This is a genomic window from Rhizobium sp. ZPR4 (assembly GCF_040215725.1).
GTDB classification, from domain to species: Bacteria; Pseudomonadota; Alphaproteobacteria; order Rhizobiales; family Rhizobiaceae; genus Rhizobium; species Rhizobium rhizogenes_D.
In genome coordinates, this window is record NZ_CP157967.1 from 893946 (window position 1) to 907801 (window position 13856).

The following is a 13856-nucleotide window of genomic DNA, read 5'->3' on the forward strand; positions in this document are numbered from 1 at the left end:
ATGGTGCAGCGGCCGGAAGACGAGCGTTTTATGGCGGAGGCAATCCGCCTGTCGCGCACGCATCTGGGGCTGACCTCCACCAATCCCTCGGTCGGCTGCCTCGTTGTCAAGGATGGTGTCATTCTCGGCAGCGGCGTAACCGCATTGGGTGGACGCCCGCATGCCGAGCCTCAGGCGCTGGCCGAGGCAGGCGAGGCGGCCAGAGGCGCCACCGCCTACGTGACGCTTGAACCCTGCTCTCATTACGGCAAGACGCCGCCCTGCGCCGAAGCATTGATCGCTTATGGCGTGGCGCGCGTCGTCATCAGCGTCACCGATGCCGATCAGCGCGTTTCCGGGCGCGGCATCACCATGCTGCGCGAGGCCGGTATCGAGGTCGATACGGGGATTCTGGAGACGGAAGGCAGACGGTCTCTCGCCGGCTATCTCATGCGCCAGACGAGAAACCGGCCCTATGTGACTCTCAAGCTTGCCGTTTCTGCCGACGGCATGATCGGCAAGACGGGCGAGGGGCAGATCCGCATCACCGGCGATGTCTCGCGGGCTGAGGTGCAGATGCTGCGTGCTGAAAGCGACGCCATTCTCGTCGGCATCGGCACGGCAATCGCCGACGATCCGGAATTGACATGCAGGCTTCCCGGCCTCGAAGACCGCTCGCCTCTGCGTATCGTCATAGACGAAGATCTTCAGCTGCCGCTCGGCAGCAAGCTGGTCCGGACGGCTCGGCAATATCCAGTGATTGCGGTCGCCGGCCATCCGCCGTCCTTCGACGACAATACCGATGCTGTATTCCTTGGACGTCGCGCGGCCCTAGATGCCGCCGGTGTCGAGGTGCTGCAATCCAATTCCAACGAGCTGGGAGAACTGCTGGAGGCGCTTGGCACACGCGGCATCTCGTCCCTGCTGGTGGAAGGCGGTGCCAAGACGGCGCGGCGTTTTCTCGACGCCGGATTGGTCGATCGCATTCTGCTGTTTCAGGGGCCGGCCGATATCGGCGAGGGCGGTATTGAATCGCCCGTCCTCAAGTCCAATATCCCAGCTGACTTTATGCATGTCGGCGAGAGCCGCTTCGGCGATGATCTCTGCGACGAATACGAAAGAGGTTTTTGATGTTTACCGGAATTGTCACCGACGTCGGCACCGTTGAATCCATTTCCCCGATGCAGGAAGGCATCAAGCTGCGCGTCGCCACCAACTACGATCCGGCGACGATCGATATGGGCGCCTCGATTTCACACGCCGGCGTCTGCCTGACGGTGACCGGACTGCCGGAAGAGGGTAGCAACGGGCGCTGGTTCGAGGTCGAGGCCTGGGAAGAGGCGCTCCGCCTGACGACCATCGGCACCTGGGAAGCCGGCGCCAAGATCAACCTTGAGCGTTCCCTGAAGATCGGCGACGAGCTTGGCGGTCATATCGTTTCCGGCCATATCGACGGCAAGGCGGAAATTCTTTCGGTGACGGCCGAAGGCGAAGCCACGCGCTTCCGCCTGCGCGCGCCGGAGCATCTTGCAAGATTCGTGGCGCCGAAGGGTTCGGTCGCGCTCGACGGCACTTCGCTGACGGTCAATGCCGTCGAGGGTATGGAATTCGACGTGCTCCTGATCCGCCATTCCCTGGAGGTGACGACCTGGGGTGAGCGCAAGGCCGGCGATTTCGTCAATTTCGAAGTCGACACCATGGCGCGCTACGCTGCACGGCTGGCGGAATTCCCTGCCGTCCGCGAATCCTGAGGTTTACGGATAGGCTGCGCTGGGGAGGCGCTTATGGTGCCTCGGCATCCTGTAGGAGCGTTTTTTCCATAAGGAAATTCGCCAGCGTCTGGCCGCGCTTTTCCACTTGCTGCGCGGCCAGGATGACAAAGCCCTTGCGCTCGAAGAAGGGGCGGGCGGTCAGGCTCGCCTCGGTGAAGATCCGTCGAAAACCTTGTTCGCGCGCGGCGTTTTCGACAGTCGCAAGCAACAGGCTGGCGACGCCCTTTCCCTGGTAGTCGGGCGAAACGAACATCATATCCAGGCAACCATCCGATTTCAGGTCGGTGAAGCCGATGGGTGTAGAACCATCCATCGCAAGCCAGGTCGGCCGGCTGGCTCGATACTGCGCCCAGATTTCGGGATCATCGACCTTCGCCCAGGCGGCGATCTGCGCCGGGCTGTAATCTTTCGACGCCGCTTCGCGAATAGCCCCGAGGAAAAGGTCGATCGTGGCTTGGGCGTCACCCGGTTCGTAAGGTTTGACGGAAAATCCACCCCGCGAAACCGACATGATGGTCATCCCTGTGACGCCTGACGTTCGAATATGATGTTGGACCTGTCCTTGAGCATGAGTTCGCCGATGCGGCGGAAGCCGATCTTTTCGGCAACCCGCAGTGACGGTACGTTCTCCAGGTCCACGATGCAGGTCATGCGACGTCCTGAAAATTGCTTGTCCGCCCAGGCGATTGCCGCGCTCATGGCTTCCGTCGCATAGCCCTTGCCCTGCATCGGCGGGGTAATGCCCCAGCCGGCTTCCAGGGTACCTTCCGTCATCGGCGTCATGTCGCGATGCAGATCGAGAAATCCCACCTCACCGATCAATCGGCCGCTTTGGCGTTCCTCGACGGCAAAGAAACCGAAGCCGAGATGATGCCATAGGCCGGCATAGCGCAGCAGGCGAGCCCAGACCTGCTCACGTGTCGGCATCTCGCCGCCGATGAAGCGGACAATGTCCTTGTGTTTCCAGAGCTCGAGGAATTCGTCGAAATCATCAAGTGTATGGCCGCGCAGCAGGAGCCGGTCCGTCGTCAGTGTTGGAATATGGGTCATCGGATTAGGTCTTCGCCGAAAATGTTTTTGGTGATGGTCAGTCGTTCGAGGCGCCGGGCTCGCCGTCCCAGTAGTCGAGATTGGTGGTGGCGGTTCGGCCGATGGCACGGAACGCCGTTTTGCCGTCGCTGTAGGTTTTAGCCAGGAACTTGCCGGAATCGGGATATTCGACGATTTCGGTCCGGGCCTTGGTGGAAATGGCGAGATAGGTGAGCACGCTGGGGCCGATATTGATCAGCTGATGTGCCGTTTCCCGGCCGCCGGCCGGAGCGCCCAGCACATCGCCCTTGCTGACTGCGATGCGCTGATCGCCGAAGCGATATTCGCCTTCGCCGTCGAGAATGACGAACATCTCCTCCTCGACATGATGATTGTGAAACGGACAGCCGGATTTGCCCGGGGGCACCTCGTTGTAGCTGATGCCGAGCTGCTTCAGCCCGAGCTTCGCCCCGAAGGACGTGTCGCTGCCGGCAAAGAAGCTGCCTTGCTGCCAATGTTCCAGTTCAAGCTCGCCGACATTGACGGCGGGTGTGGATTTTTTCGTCATGAACCTCCCCCTCGCAGGCTTCAAATTATTATCGAAGCGGTTGCGTGTGCGGAAGCCACAATTTCCGCGGTGCGCCGATCATTTCCAAATAGGGTCGGAATCGGGGCGGGCCATTGAAAAACACTTGCCAAGCGCGGCCCGCCGTGGTTTGACCCGGGCCTAACAAGGTGCCGCGCCCTCTCAAATCGCAGGTGATGTATGACCAGCTCTTCCAATGCTCATATCCTTATCGTCGAAGCTCGCTTCTATGACGATATGGCCGATGCCCTGCTCGATGGCGCCAAGGCTGCTCTCGACGAGGCTGGCGCGACCTATGACATTGTCACCGTGCCTGGCGCGCTGGAGATTCCGGCAGCGATTGCCATGGCGCTCGATGGTGGCGACAATGGTAATGTGGTCTATGATGGCTATGTCGCTCTCGGCATGGTTATCCGCGGCGAGACCTATCATTTCGATATCGTCGCCAATGAATCCTCGCGGGCGCTGATGGATCTGGCCGTCAGCGAATCTCTCGCGATCGGCAATGGTATTCTCACCGTCGAGAACGATGAGCAGGCATGGGCGCGTGCGCGCCGTTCGGACAAGGACAAGGGCGGTTTCGCCGCCCGTGCGGCGCTGACCATGATCGCGCTGAAAGAGAAGTTGGGTGCATAATAAATGAGCAATCAGGATAACGAGCGACCGGCAAAGCCCGCCAACCAGCGGGGCGCTGCGCGTCTTGCGGCGGTTCAGGCGCTCTATCAGATGGATATCGGCGGAACCGGCGTTCTGGAGGTGGTGGCTGAGTACGAAGCCCACCGTCTCGGTCAGGAGCTGGATGGCGAGACCTATCTGAAGGCCGACGCATCCTGGTTTCGCTCCATCGTGTCGGGCGTCGTGCGTGAGCAGACCCGGCTCGATCCGCTGATCGGCTCCGCGCTTCAGGATGACTGGGCGCTGTCGCGCCTCGACAGCACCGTGCGTGCCATCCTGCGCGCCGGCACCTTCGAGCTTATCGATCGCAAGGACGTGCCGGTTCCGGTCATCGTCACCGAATATGTCGAGATCGCGCATGCCTTCTTCGAGGAGGACGAGCCGAAGCTCGTGAACGCTGTGCTCGACCGAATCGCTAAGCAGGTTCGCGGCGAAGCGAAGAAATAAGCTTCGCCGGACGTTCGGATCGCGGCGTAACGCATTTTCGTTTGCTTCGTTCGCGCCTGATTTCATCTCTGAATATTCTTTTGAACCTCCTGCGGGTGTTTTACCTGCGGGCGGTCTTGACGCGACGTTTTCCCAACAGCAATCTCGCAACTGCACATCAGCCGATCTCCTGGAGGAGGGGACCGGCTGTTGTCGCAGGCGGCCGGGGGAGGAGTGAACCGCCGGCTTTTTTGGAGGGAAAAAGCGAAATGTCGATTCTTTTAGGAGTGATCGCATGCGGACTGCTCTCGGTCATCTATGCCGTATGGGCAACCCGGTCGGTGCTCGCTGCCGATCAGGGCAATGCCCGCATGCAGGAGATTGCCGGGTATATTCGTGAAGGAGCGCAAGCCTATCTGGCGCGCCAATATAGAACCATCGCCATCGTCGGGGTCATCGTTTTCATCGCGGCATGGCTCCTCTTGTCGGCCGAAGCCGCTTTCGGCTTCCTGATCGGCGCGATCCTCTCAGGCGCCGCAGGTTTCATCGGCATGCATGTCTCCGTGCGCGCCAATGTCCGAACCGCGCAAGCCTCATCGCAGAGCCTGTCCGCAGGCCTCGATATTGCCTTCAAGTCGGGCGCTATCACCGGCATGCTGGTTGCAGGCCTCGCCCTGCTCGGCGTCTCCATCTACTTCTATGTCCTGACCGGCATTCTCGGTCATGAAGCAGGCTCGCGCGACGTGATCGATGCGCTCGTCGCCCTTGGGTTTGGCGCCTCGCTGATCTCGATCTTCGCCCGTCTCGGTGGCGGCATCTTCACCAAAGGTGCGGATGTCGGCGGCGACCTCGTCGGCAAGGTCGAGGCCGGTATTCCGGAAGACGATCCGCGTAATCCCGCCACCATTGCCGATAACGTCGGCGACAATGTCGGCGATTGCGCTGGCATGGCGGCCGACCTGTTCGAGACCTATGCCGTTTCGGTTGTCGCGACGATGGTGCTTGCCGCGATCTTCTTCGCTGGCTCGCCGCTCCTCGGCTCTGCCATGATCTACCCGCTGGCGATTTGCGGTGCCTGCATCATCACGTCCATCATCGGCACCTTCTTCGTGAAGCTTGGCGTCAATGGCTCGATCATGGGCGCTCTCTACAAGGGCCTCATAGCAACTGGCGTGCTGTCGATCGTCGGTCTGGCTGCGGCGACCTCGCTGACCATCGGTTGGGGCTCGATCGGCACTGTCGCCGGCTTCGACATTACCGGTACGAAGCTCTTCAGCTGCGGCATCGTCGGTCTCATCGTCACGGCGCTGATCGTCGTGATTACCGAATACTACACCGGCACGAACAAGCGGCCGGTCAATTCCATCGCCCAGGCCTCGGTCACCGGTCACGGCACTAACGTCATCCAGGGCCTTGCCGTCTCGCTTGAATCGACGGCGCTGCCGGCGATCGTCATCGTTGGCGGCATCATCGCCACCTACCAGCTTGGCGGCCTGTTCGGCACGGGTATTGCGGTCACCGCCATGCTCGGCCTTGCCGGCATGATCGTCGCTCTCGACGCCTTCGGCCCGGTCACGGATAATGCCGGCGGTATCGCGGAAATGTCGCATCTTCCGCCGGAAGTGCGCAAATCCACCGACGCGCTGGACGCGGTCGGCAATACCACCAAGGCGGTCACCAAGGGCTATGCCATCGGCTCGGCCGGTCTCGGCGCGCTGGTCTTGTTCGCGGCTTATTCGAACGACCTGCAATATTTCGCGGCGCACGGCGACAAGTTCCCGTATTTCGCCAATGTGGGCACGATCTCGTTCGAGCTTTCGAACCCCTATGTCGTTGCCGGCCTGCTGTTCGGCGGCCTTATCCCCTATCTCTTTGGCGGTATCGCTATGACGGCCGTCGGCCGTGCCGCGGGGGCGATCGTCGAGGAGGTTCGCAAGCAGTTTCGTGAGAAGCCCGGCATCATGCAGGGCACGGAGCGTCCCGATTACGGCCGCGCTGTCGACCTTTTGACCAAGGCCGCCATTCGCGAAATGATCATCCCGTCGCTCTTGCCGGTTCTGGCGCCGGTCGTCGTCTATTTCGGCGTCCTGCTGCTCTCCGGCTCTAAGGCTTCTGCCTTTGCCGCGCTCGGCGCTTCGCTGCTCGGCGTAATCATCAACGGCCTCTTCGTTGCCATCTCGATGACATCGGGCGGTGGTGCGTGGGATAACGCCAAGAAGAGCTTCGAGGATGGTTTCGTCGACAAGGACGGCACGCGTCATATGAAGGGCTCGGAAGCCCACAAGGCCTCGGTGACGGGTGACACCGTTGGCGATCCCTACAAGGATACGGCAGGCCCGGCTGTCAATCCGGCGATCAAGATCACCAACATCGTGGCGCTGCTGCTGCTTGCCATTCTCGCCGGATAAGCCTGAAGAAGGCTCCGAGAAGGAAAGCAAACCGAACGCATAAAGAAAACCCGCGAGGCGCAGTGCCTCGCGGGTTTTTCCTTGAGATGCTTCCCCGGCTTATTGGCCAGGGTTGAGGTTGTTGAGGAAGTTCCTCGCACCGTTGACGCCACTGCCGCCACCCTGGAGGATCTGCTGCAGGAAGGTGATGTCGCGACCGCCGGTCGGGGTCGTGCGGCTGATCATGTCGAAGACCTTGCCGTCCTTCAGCGTGTAGTTGGCTTCCTGCTTCACCACGCCGTCCTTGTCGAAATAGATCGCCAGAATGTTCTGGTCGACCAGTTTCGGCTTCATGAAGGCGACGGCGCGCGTGCGCTTCTGGGAGATATAATAGAAGACTTCGCCGTCGAAGGTCGCTGTGGTCGAAGGCGTGCCGAGCGACAGCAGAACCTGCTCGCGGCTCGAGCCGACCGGCGCAAGCGCCAGCGACTGCGGATCGAAGATGTAGCCGTTGTTCATGACCTCGCTGGTCTTGCAACCCGAAAGGCCTACGGTCGCAATCACCAGGGCGATGGCGGCAGCGCTGCTGAAAGTAATGTCAGACTTGAAATACCGTCTGGTCAACGACATCTCATCTCCCCTAATGAATCAATCCGATGGCCGGACGGCCGATATGACCTTGCTGTGCACATCATTGTGGCCTTTCCGCGATGGCAAAAGGCACAATCATGTTGTTCGGCACTCTTCGTCACCGATCATGCACAACGTGACGACGGTAAGGGCTGGAGCCTCGAAGCGGGCACAAACGGCATTGCAATTCGCGCCTGCTTCGGTAAACCAGCTTTTGCGTGGATGCAACAAGGCCAAGCAAAATCGGCGCGCTCCGAGGGAGCCAATTCCGGGAATTTTCATGATTTTTGGGCTCTTCCGCAAAAGAAATCACAATCAGATCATCGTCGTCAGGCAGTATGAGGTCCTGACATCCATGGCGCGACAGCCGGTTTTCTACACCGATTACGACGTGCCCGATACGGTGATGGGGCGTTTCGAATTGCTGTCGGTGATGATGATCCTGTTCTTCCGCCGCACACGGTCTTCGGCCACAAGCGGTCAGGAGCTGGCGCAGGAAATCGTGGATGCTTTCTTCGAGGACATCGATTATTCGATCCGCGAGCTCGGTATCGGCGACAACAGCGTGCCGAAGCGGATGAAAAAGCTCGCCGGCATGTTCTATGGACGGCTCGAAAGCTATGCGGGTGCCATGGATAGCGACGATCGCACCGCGCTTGCCATGGCGCTACAGCGCAACATCTATCCCAAGGCGAGTGAAAGCACGGCATCCATGCGTTCGCTGGCCGATTGGATGATGATTGCGGAAGCGTATCTGGCGACCGTAAGTGAAAATCAGATCGCGACGGGCTCGGCGACGCTGCCGGTGCCGGATAAAGTCGGCCAACGAGCCGGTTAGGAGATAAAAATGAAAAGACACGACTCCGATGAGACACCGTTTTCCTATCCGGTGAAGGTGGGACACATCTCCGCCAATCCGGTGGATGTGCATGTCGAGGCCGACGAGCGCGAACTGGCCGGGCTTGCGGTGCTCTGGGATGTTCTCTCAGTCGGCAAGCTCGAAGCCGATCTCAAGATTTCGCGCTGGAAGCGCGACGGCGTGCGCATCAAGGGCAATGTGAAGGCAAAGATCGTTCAAGCTTGCGTTGTCACACTCGAGCCGGTCGAATCTGATATCGACGAGGACTTCGAGCATATTTTTGTGCCCGAGGATTCCAAACTGGCGCGTGCGCCCTCTGTGGATGCTGGAGAAATGATACTCGATCCTGATGGTCCGGATCTCCCGGAGACCTTTACCGGCGATACGATAGATGCCGGCGCGGTCGTCGCGGAATTTGCCGCGCTTGCCATCGATCCTTATCCGCGCAAGCCCGGCGTCGAGTTCGATGCACATATAGAAGACACCGGCGAAGACGACAGGAAGCCTTCGCCCTTCGCCGTCCTGAAAGACTGGAAAAAGGAATAGGCCCCGGTGCCGTTCGAGCACAATTCAGTTGTAACCGGGGGAGAAAACGGTATTTTGACGCCAAATTCGCCCGTCGCGGCGGAGAAAAAGGACTAGGGACGCGTGATCAGAATTTCTCTTGACCTAATGGGTGGCGACTTCGGCCCTGAGGTTGTTGTTCCCGGCGCGGCCAAGGCGCTGGATAGGCATCCCGATATCACATTCATCATGTACGGACAGAAGGAACGCTGCGAGGCGGTCCTTGCCAAATATCCGAAGCTTCGCGAAAAATCGGTCTTTCACGAATGCGAAGTTGCCATCAGCATGGATGAGAAGCCGAGCCAGGCGCTTCGCCGCGGCCGCTACGTCTCCAGCATGTGGCGCTCGATCGAGGCAGTAAAGACGGGTGACGCTGATGTGGTCGTCTCCGCCGGCAACACCGGCGCTCTGATGGCAATGGCGAAATTCTGTCTCCGCACGATGGCCAATATCGAACGTCCGGCAATCGCCGCGATCTGGCCGACTCTGCGCGGCGAAAGCATCGTGCTCGATGTCGGCGCCACGATCGGGGCCGATGCCCAGCAACTGCTCGATTTCGCTCTGATGGGTGGCGCTATGGCGCGGGCGCTCTTCGAGATCGAACGCCCGACCGTCGGTTTGCTGAATGTCGGCGTCGAGGAAATCAAGGGCCAGGAAGAGGTCAAGGACGCCGGCCGTCTTATTCGCGAAGCCAATCTCGAATCGCTTGAATATTCCGGCTTCGTCGAGGGCGATGATATCGGCAAGGGCACCGTCGACGTCGTCGTCACGGAAGGCTTCTCCGGCAATATCGCGCTGAAGGCGGCCGAAGGCACCGCAAAGCAGATCGGCGCCTATCTGCGCGCCGCCATGTCGCGCACGCTGCTGGCGCGCATCGGTTATGTCTTTGCCAAAGGTGCCTTCGACCTGCTGCGCGAAAAGCTGGATCCCAGCAAGGTCAACGGCGGCGTCTTCCTCGGCCTGAACGGCATCGTCATCAAGAGCCACGGCGGCGCGAATGCCGAAGCCTTCGCAGCTGCCATCGATGTCGGCTACGATATGGCCAAGAATGGGCTCACGCAGAAAATCGAAAATGATTTGAAGAGATATCATGCCAAACGGCTGCCCCCGATCGGGCCGGAAGCGGCATGAGAGACGGGGTACAAGCAGAATGATCCGTTCAATTGTTCGCGGCTTTGGGGCGGCGCTCCCCAAGCGCGTCATGACCAATGCCGAGATGGAGCAGGTTGTCGATACCAGCGACGATTGGATCGTCCAGCGCTCCGGCATCCGCCAACGCTATATCGCCGGTGAAGGTGAAACCACGGCTTCTCTGGGCGAGCAGGCGGCGCGTGCCGCCCTGGCCAATGCTGGGATGACGCCGAATGACCTCGATCTCATCATCGTTGCCACCTCGACGCCGGACAACACTTTTCCCGCAACGGCGGTGAATATCCAGAACCGGCTGGGCATGCATCATGGCTTCGCCTTCGATGTTCAGGCCGTCTGCACCGGTTTCGTCTATGCGGTGACCACGGCTGACGCCTATATTCGCGGTGGCCTTGCCAAGCGCGTGCTCGTCATCGGTGCCGAGACATTTTCCCGCATCCTCAATTGGACCGACCGCACGACCTGCGTTCTCTTTGGTGATGGCGCCGGCGCGCTGATCCTGGAAGCCGGCGAGGGAAGCGGTGCCAATAGCGATCGCGGCGTGCTGACGGCAAGCCTGCGCTCCGATGGCTCCCATAAGGAAAAGCTTTATGTCGACGGTGGCCCGTCCACGACGGGAACGGTCGGCGTCCTGCATATGGCGGGCCGTGAAGTGTTCAAGCATGCCGTCGGCATGATTACCGACGTCATTCAGGCCGCATTCGATGCGACGGGCACCACGCCCGACGATCTCGACTGGCTCGTGCCGCATCAGGCCAACCGTCGCATCATCGATGGTTCCGCCAAGAAGCTCGGAATTGCTCCCGAGAAGGTTGTGGTCACCGTGGACCTTCATGGCAACACGTCGGCTGCATCCATCCCGCTTGCACTTGCCGTTGCCGCCGGTGACGGACGAATCAAGAAGGGCGATCTGGTGATGCTGGAGGCCATGGGCGGCGGCTTCACCTGGGGTGCGGTTCTGCTGCGCTGGTAGTGCCACATCTCTAAAAGCCGTTCCTAACAAGAGCTTGACCGTTCGGCGCAACGGCAATAGTCTCGCAAAACTTAAAGAAGATTTCGCAGCAATATGGGCGGGGAGCTATGACGGGCAAGACAGTGACGCGCGCAGACCTGGCGGAGTCGGTATTCCGGAAAGTTGGCCTCTCCAGAACGGAGTCGGCGGAGCTCGTCGAGACTGTGATCGATGAAATTTGCAACGCCATCGTGCGTGGAGAAACGGTAAAGCTCTCCTCGTTTGCGACATTCCAGGTGCGTGACAAGAATGAGCGCATTGGCCGCAACCCGAAGACCGGCGAGGAAGTGCCGATCTCCCCGCGGCGTGTCATGACCTTCAAGGCGTCGAACGTCCTCAAGACCCGCATCCTGAAAGCACATGCGAGCCGCAAGGCGAAGGCCAAGCCGGTAAATCCCGCCTCCTGATTCATCCTTGTGATTTCTGTTTTCGTTCGGCCGCATGTTTTGTTGTGCGGTCGCTTCGGAGCGTCTTCTGTGTTGATTTTGTCGCCAGCCTGTGCAGCGGCTGAAGATGTGACTTGAATTTCCACCGCCAAACCGTTGAAATATGGTGAGTCGTATCATCGAGCGATACGAATGCCGACATCCGCTTTTTGCGTGATCCGGCCAAACGGCGCCGTATGCGCAGTGTGGGAGTATGATGATGGACAAGAGCCCGGATGCATTTCGCACGATCAGCGAAGTCGCGGAAGACCTTGATCTGCCGCAGCATGTCCTACGGTTCTGGGAGACCCGGTTTCCGCAGATCAAACCGATGAAGCGGGGTGGCGGTCGGCGTTACTATCGCCCCGAGGATGTCGATCTGTTGAACGGCATCCGCCATTTGCTTTATGATCACGGCTATACGATCAAGGGCGTCCAAAAGCTTCTGAAGACCAACGGCAACAAGTTCGTCATCGCTGTCGGGCATGGCGATCTGGCCAGTGTGGAAGCACTTGCGGCTGCGCAGGAGCCCGCCGCCGTCGAGCCGCGGGTCGCCTCTGCCAATTCCGAGGAAGATCAGATCGTTGGCCGCGCCAAGGCGCCGATCAGCCGCCGCTTCTTCAATTTCGTCAGCGGTGATGATGGTGTGCCTGACGTCTCCATCGGCAAATCGAGTGTCGGCAAGGAAGATCGCGCTTTGCTTCAGGAGACGCTTTACGATCTTCTGGAATGCAAACGCCTCCTCGATCAGGTGCGATAAGGCGTCCGCACCCGTTTGGGCCGCACGCGTTGGGGGGGGCGGCTGAAGCATATTGTATTTAGTAAGCGTACAACTATAGACTGTGTTATCTTGTCCGGTGCGCGCATTGGCTGTGCGCGGCTTGTTTGTTTTGTCATTACGACAGGTGAGTGACATTTTTATCACGCTTGCCACTCTTCTGCGTTGTAAAAAAGTAGTTCGGCAGCCTTATTAACTTGCTGTAGCAAGGTCACGAGTTCAGTTTGACGGCGAAGCTTATTGCTTCGCCCTGTTTGAGGGGAACAGTCAGGCTATGGAGGGGCACGTTGTTGTCTGCCGGGAGACTCCATCTCTGACGGATAGTCGAATGGAGACACCATGAACATCAAGAGCCTGCTTCTTGGCTCCGCCGCTGCCATCGCTGCAGCGAGCGCCGCCCATGCCGCTGACGCTATTGTATCCGCCGAACCTGAACCGCTTGAGTATGTCCGTATCTGCGATGGATATGGCACAGGCTATTTCTATATTCCCGGTACCGAAACCTGCCTGAAGATCGGCGGAAAGGTTCGCACGGAAGGCGAGTGGTATGACGCCTATAATCCGCGCAGCAAGGTCGGCACGCTCTGGCATGAGCGTGTGGAGCTCAATGTCGATACGGCGACCGACACCGAATACGGACCGTTGAAGACCAATACCATCTTCCGCTGGGAGTGGAATGATGGGGGCGCAACCTCCGCCAAGTTGCTGTTCGCCAATATCAGCCTCGGCGGCTTCACGGTCGGTAAACTCGACTCTCAATACAATCTTTACGTGGGCTATGCTGGCGATGTCGTCAACGACGACGTGATCTATGACGGTCCGTATGAACTCAATCAGTTGACCTACAAATACGATCCGGGCAACGGCTTCTCGGCTGTGATCTCGCTGGAAGACTCCAATTCAACCTCCGATGGTGAGGCCTCTTACGGTGCCAGCTGGTGGACGGACGACAAATCCAACCACTATGCTCCGGACGTCGTTGCTGGTCTTGGCTACAAGGCCGACAATTGGGGCATCAAGGTCGTCGGCGGTTATGACTCCATCGTTGAGGAAGGTGCCATCAAGGCTCGCCTGGACGCCAAGTTCGGTGGCGTGGAGGCCTTCCTGATGGGTGGCTGGAATACCGATGGCGACAAGCTGAACAAATATGCCGGTACGAACCAGGATATCTCGGCCTGCACGACCGCGAGCGGCACCAACGCGGCCAAGTGCGGCTGGGGTGACTGGGCGCTCTGGGGCGGTGTCGGCGTTCCGGTCAACGATAAGCTGAAGTGGAACCTGCAGCTTGCCTATACAGATTCGAAGATCTTCGAAGCGACCACAAACCTCAAAATCTATCCGGTCAAGGATTTCCTCGTCGAGCCGGAACTCACCTATGTGCATTATGACTACATCAAGGATGATACGGTCGCCGGCATCCTTCGTTTCGAGCGGAATTTCTGATCGAAAACGGTCCCCGGTCCAGGCAGGCTGAGGGCTTGCAAATCGAATATGAGGCCCCGTCATCGAGCGGGGCCTTTTCATTTTGCACTAACCCGCTATCCGGCTGTTAAGCACGATGCCATCCTTGCGTGCAGTTTTGCCA

16 protein-coding genes are annotated in these 13856 nt (G+C 59.4%); 12 read left to right on the forward strand and 4 right to left on the reverse strand.

Going from position 1 to position 13856, the window contains the following annotated elements:
• Both ribD and ABOK31_RS04380 read left to right on the forward strand, forming a co-directional pair.
• Nucleotides 1-1110, forward strand: coding sequence for a bifunctional diaminohydroxyphosphoribosylaminopyrimidine deaminase/5-amino-6-(5-phosphoribosylamino)uracil reductase RibD (gene ribD, locus ABOK31_RS04375; RefSeq protein ID WP_349957879.1), 1110 nt, complete (start codon nucleotides 1-3; stop codon nucleotides 1108-1110).
• Complete coding sequence (locus ABOK31_RS04380; RefSeq protein ID WP_349957880.1) at nucleotides 1110-1730, forward strand: riboflavin synthase; 621 nt, start codon at nucleotides 1110-1112, stop codon at nucleotides 1728-1730. The genes ribD and ABOK31_RS04380 overlap by 1 nt, the downstream gene beginning before the upstream one ends.
• A gap of 31 nt (nucleotides 1731-1761) precedes the next feature.
• Here the strand turns inward: ABOK31_RS04380 and ABOK31_RS04385 are convergent, their stop codons facing one another.
• Genes ABOK31_RS04385 through ABOK31_RS04395 form a run of 3 tightly spaced genes read right to left on the reverse strand, consistent with a single transcriptional unit; the run spans nucleotide 1762 to nucleotide 3348 of the window.
• On the reverse strand, nucleotides 1762-2262 hold the full coding sequence (locus tag ABOK31_RS04385) for a GNAT family N-acetyltransferase (protein WP_349957881.1): 501 nt from the start codon (nucleotides 2260-2262) through the stop codon (nucleotides 1762-1764).
• Nucleotides 2263-2267: 5 nt separating this feature from the next.
• On the reverse strand, nucleotides 2268-2801 hold the full coding sequence (locus ABOK31_RS04390) for a GNAT family N-acetyltransferase (protein ID WP_174174240.1): 534 nt from the start codon (nucleotides 2799-2801) through the stop codon (nucleotides 2268-2270).
• Nucleotides 2802-2838: 37 nt separating this feature from the next.
• Nucleotides 2839-3348 carry a cupin domain-containing protein gene (locus ABOK31_RS04395; RefSeq protein ID WP_349957882.1) on the reverse strand — a complete coding sequence of 170 codons (510 nt, stop codon included), beginning with the start codon at nucleotides 3346-3348 and terminating at the stop codon, nucleotides 2839-2841.
• 198 nt (nucleotides 3349-3546) lie between these two features.
• On the opposite strand from ABOK31_RS04395, the gene ABOK31_RS04400 reads away from it, so the two are divergent.
• The 3 genes from ABOK31_RS04400 (at nucleotide 3547) to ABOK31_RS04410 (ending at nucleotide 6875) form a co-directional block, all read left to right on the forward strand.
• A complete protein-coding gene (locus tag ABOK31_RS04400) occupies nucleotides 3547-4002 on the forward strand; it encodes a 6,7-dimethyl-8-ribityllumazine synthase (protein ID WP_075852228.1) in 456 nt (151 codons plus the stop codon).
• Nucleotides 4003-4005: 3 nt separating this feature from the next.
• Nucleotides 4006-4488, forward strand: coding sequence for a transcription antitermination factor NusB (nusB, locus tag ABOK31_RS04405; protein WP_047627120.1), 483 nt, complete (start codon nucleotides 4006-4008; stop codon nucleotides 4486-4488).
• A gap of 248 nt (nucleotides 4489-4736) precedes the next feature.
• Nucleotides 4737-6875, forward strand: a complete 2139-nt coding sequence (locus ABOK31_RS04410) for a sodium-translocating pyrophosphatase (protein WP_174174242.1) — start codon at nucleotides 4737-4739, stop codon at nucleotides 6873-6875.
• Nucleotides 6876-6974: 99 nt separating this feature from the next.
• Here ABOK31_RS04410 and ABOK31_RS04415 read toward each other — a convergent pair whose 3' ends face one another.
• Nucleotides 6975-7484 carry an outer membrane protein assembly factor BamE gene (locus ABOK31_RS04415; RefSeq protein WP_075852230.1) on the reverse strand — a complete coding sequence of 170 codons (510 nt, stop codon included), beginning with the start codon at nucleotides 7482-7484 and terminating at the stop codon, nucleotides 6975-6977.
• A 280-nt stretch (nucleotides 7485-7764) separates the two neighbouring features.
• Between ABOK31_RS04415 and ABOK31_RS04420 the strand changes: the two genes are divergently transcribed.
• The 7 genes from ABOK31_RS04420 (at nucleotide 7765) to ABOK31_RS04450 (ending at nucleotide 13714) form a co-directional block, all read left to right on the forward strand.
• Complete coding sequence (locus ABOK31_RS04420; RefSeq protein ID WP_174174243.1) at nucleotides 7765-8322, forward strand: ubiquinol-cytochrome C chaperone family protein; 558 nt, start codon at nucleotides 7765-7767, stop codon at nucleotides 8320-8322.
• 9 nt (nucleotides 8323-8331) lie between these two features.
• Nucleotides 8332-8889: a DUF177 domain-containing protein gene (locus ABOK31_RS04425; RefSeq protein WP_174174244.1), complete on the forward strand. Its 558-nt coding sequence runs from the start codon at nucleotides 8332-8334 to the stop codon at nucleotides 8887-8889.
• A gap of 102 nt (nucleotides 8890-8991) precedes the next feature.
• Nucleotides 8992-10038 carry a phosphate acyltransferase PlsX gene (gene plsX / locus ABOK31_RS04430; RefSeq protein ID WP_174174245.1) on the forward strand — a complete coding sequence of 349 codons (1047 nt, stop codon included), beginning with the start codon at nucleotides 8992-8994 and terminating at the stop codon, nucleotides 10036-10038.
• A 19-nt stretch (nucleotides 10039-10057) separates the two neighbouring features.
• The gene (locus tag ABOK31_RS04435; protein ID WP_349957883.1) at nucleotides 10058-11029 is read left to right on the forward strand and encodes a beta-ketoacyl-ACP synthase III; all 972 of its coding nucleotides are present in this window, start codon (nucleotides 10058-10060) and stop codon (nucleotides 11027-11029) included.
• Between the two features lie 107 nt (nucleotides 11030-11136).
• Nucleotides 11137-11475 carry an integration host factor subunit alpha gene (locus ABOK31_RS04440; RefSeq protein ID WP_069616254.1) on the forward strand — a complete coding sequence of 113 codons (339 nt, stop codon included), beginning with the start codon at nucleotides 11137-11139 and terminating at the stop codon, nucleotides 11473-11475.
• 232 nt (nucleotides 11476-11707) lie between these two features.
• Nucleotides 11708-12253, forward strand: coding sequence for a MerR family transcriptional regulator (locus ABOK31_RS04445; protein WP_106997502.1), 546 nt, complete (start codon nucleotides 11708-11710; stop codon nucleotides 12251-12253).
• A 357-nt stretch (nucleotides 12254-12610) separates the two neighbouring features.
• Nucleotides 12611-13714 carry a porin gene (locus ABOK31_RS04450; protein ID WP_349957884.1) on the forward strand — a complete coding sequence of 368 codons (1104 nt, stop codon included), beginning with the start codon at nucleotides 12611-12613 and terminating at the stop codon, nucleotides 13712-13714.
• Nucleotides 13715-13856: the final 142 nt, after the last annotated feature.

Excerpts from the sequence above, each read along its gene's own strand:
- ribD (WP_349957879.1), top strand. The coding sequence starts at position 1 with ATGGTGCAGCGGCCGGAAGACGAGCGTTTTATGGCGGAGGCAATCCGC.
- ABOK31_RS04380 (WP_349957880.1), top strand. The coding sequence starts at position 1,110 with ATGTTTACCGGAATTGTCACCGACGTCGGCACCGTTGAATCCATTTCC.
- ABOK31_RS04385 (WP_349957881.1), bottom strand. The coding sequence starts at position 2,262 with ATGTCGGTTTCGCGGGGTGGATTTTCCGTCAAACCTTACGAACCGGGT.
- ABOK31_RS04390 (WP_174174240.1), bottom strand. The coding sequence starts at position 2,801 with ATGACCCATATTCCAACACTGACGACGGACCGGCTCCTGCTGCGCGGC.
- ABOK31_RS04395 (WP_349957882.1), bottom strand. The coding sequence starts at position 3,348 with ATGACGAAAAAATCCACACCCGCCGTCAATGTCGGCGAGCTTGAACTG.
- ABOK31_RS04400 (WP_075852228.1), top strand. The coding sequence starts at position 3,547 with ATGACCAGCTCTTCCAATGCTCATATCCTTATCGTCGAAGCTCGCTTC.
- nusB (WP_047627120.1), top strand. The coding sequence starts at position 4,006 with ATGAGCAATCAGGATAACGAGCGACCGGCAAAGCCCGCCAACCAGCGG.
- ABOK31_RS04410 (WP_174174242.1), top strand. The coding sequence starts at position 4,737 with ATGTCGATTCTTTTAGGAGTGATCGCATGCGGACTGCTCTCGGTCATC.
- ABOK31_RS04415 (WP_075852230.1), bottom strand. The coding sequence starts at position 7,484 with ATGTCGTTGACCAGACGGTATTTCAAGTCTGACATTACTTTCAGCAGC.
- ABOK31_RS04420 (WP_174174243.1), top strand. The coding sequence starts at position 7,765 with ATGATTTTTGGGCTCTTCCGCAAAAGAAATCACAATCAGATCATCGTC.
- ABOK31_RS04425 (WP_174174244.1), top strand. The coding sequence starts at position 8,332 with ATGAAAAGACACGACTCCGATGAGACACCGTTTTCCTATCCGGTGAAG.
- ABOK31_RS04435 (WP_349957883.1), top strand. The coding sequence starts at position 10,058 with ATGATCCGTTCAATTGTTCGCGGCTTTGGGGCGGCGCTCCCCAAGCGC.
- ABOK31_RS04440 (WP_069616254.1), top strand. The coding sequence starts at position 11,137 with ATGACGGGCAAGACAGTGACGCGCGCAGACCTGGCGGAGTCGGTATTC.
- ABOK31_RS04445 (WP_106997502.1), top strand. The coding sequence starts at position 11,708 with ATGATGATGGACAAGAGCCCGGATGCATTTCGCACGATCAGCGAAGTC.
- ABOK31_RS04450 (WP_349957884.1), top strand. The coding sequence starts at position 12,611 with ATGAACATCAAGAGCCTGCTTCTTGGCTCCGCCGCTGCCATCGCTGCA.